Genomic DNA, 1,544 nt, shown 5'->3' with positions numbered 1-1,544 from the left:
TCCTTGGTTCGATTCCGAGTCCGGGCACCACTTTCACTTCTACAGTGGTCTCCTCAAGTCAAGTAAACTCCTTTATATTCATTGATTTACCTTGTATTATCACTCATCGAGCTCCACCGAACTCAACACGACTCAACCTAAATCAAGTGTCTGTTGGGGGCTTTTTTGGGGGCTCATCGTGTTCAATGTAATTTAGGGGCCCCCATTATGGCACTCAGCGCTCGGCAGATACAGACTGCCAAACCTAAAGACAAAGAATATAAGCTCTCTGATGAGCGTGGACTTTACCTTCTCGTTAAACCCAATGGTGCTCGTTACTGGCGAATGAAATATCGCTTCGCTGGTAAAGAGAAAAAATTATCGATTGGTGTATACCCTGATGTTTCTCTTGCTGATGCACGAGTTAAACGCGATGAAGCTAGAAAACTATTAGCTGAAGGTAACGATCCGGCTGAACAAAAGAAGTTAGAAAAGCTCGCGAAGAAGATCACCGTAGAAAATACGTTTAAAGCGATTGCCATTGAATGGCACACTCATAAATCATCCGAATGGTCCGAAAGCTATGCGGAAAGTGTTCTTGATGCTTTAGATAAAGATATCTTTCCTTATTTAGCTAAACGTCCTATCGCTGAGATCCTACCTTTAGAAATGTTGGAGATCTTACGGATGATTGAAAAGCGTGGCGCTTTAGAGAAAATGCGTAAGGTTAGACAGTTCTGTAATCAAATTTTTCGTTATGCCATTGCAACAGGACGAGCAACCGTAAATCCAGCTGCTGAGCTCACTGGAACACTTAAGGCACCAAAAACAAAACACTTCCCTCACCTTACCGCTCAAGAGCTTCCTGAGTTCTTGCAGAAGCTTTCGGAATATACAGGCAGTCCTATTACCCGTTTAGCCACTAAACTGCTGTTACTAACAGGAGTGAGAACGATTGAGCTAAGGGCTGCTCACTGGAGTGAGTTTGATTTTGATACTGCACTCTGGTTAATTCCCGAAGAAAGAATGAAGATGCGTAGACCACACTCTGTTCCGCTTTCCAAACAAGTGCTTGAGATCTTAAAAGAGCTACATGCCTTTACGGGCCAATATCAACTGGTTTTTCCGGGGCGTTGCAATATCAATCAACCAATGAGTGAAGCCAGTATCAACATGGTATTAAAACGAATTGGGTATGACGGTAAGGCGACAGGGCATGGCTTTCGTCACACGATGAGTACAATCCTGCATGAACAAGGATTTAATTCAGCGTGGATTGAAATGCAGCTAGCACATAAGGATAAAAACTCTATTCGAGGAACCTATAACCATGCGCAATATTTAGAAGGTAGACGAGAAATGATGCAGTGGTATGCCGACTATATCGATTCATTGAGAAATGGTGGCAATATTCTTCATGGGAATTTTCATCGTCAAAACGCATGATAACTAACCACGATTTATCGTAATACATCTCATTCAATAAAAAAACTTTATCACTGAAAGCCTCTGTCCTCACGGACAGGGGCTTTTTTGCTTTTAAATCAACCTAAAAGGAAATTATC

At 42.1% G+C, this 1,544-nt stretch carries 2 protein-coding genes; both read left to right on the top strand.

Features of this window, described 5'->3' with window-relative positions:
- The coding region (locus tag PR675_RS20800) for a hypothetical protein (RefSeq protein ID WP_272582979.1) at positions 1-191 on the top strand (191 nt) is incomplete at its 5' end.
- 16 nt (positions 192-207) lie between these two features.
- Positions 208-1,425: a tyrosine-type recombinase/integrase gene (locus tag PR675_RS20795; protein WP_104872931.1), complete on the top strand. Its 1,218-nt coding sequence runs from the start codon at positions 208-210 to the stop codon at positions 1,423-1,425.
- Positions 1,426-1,544 lie beyond the last annotated feature (119 nt).

This window comes from Providencia sp. PROV261 (genome assembly GCF_028477945.1).
GTDB lineage: Bacteria > Pseudomonadota > Gammaproteobacteria > Enterobacterales > Enterobacteriaceae > Providencia > Providencia stuartii.
The sequence above is the reverse complement of the archived record's forward strand: the minus strand, read 5'-3'. Positions and strand labels throughout refer to the sequence as shown.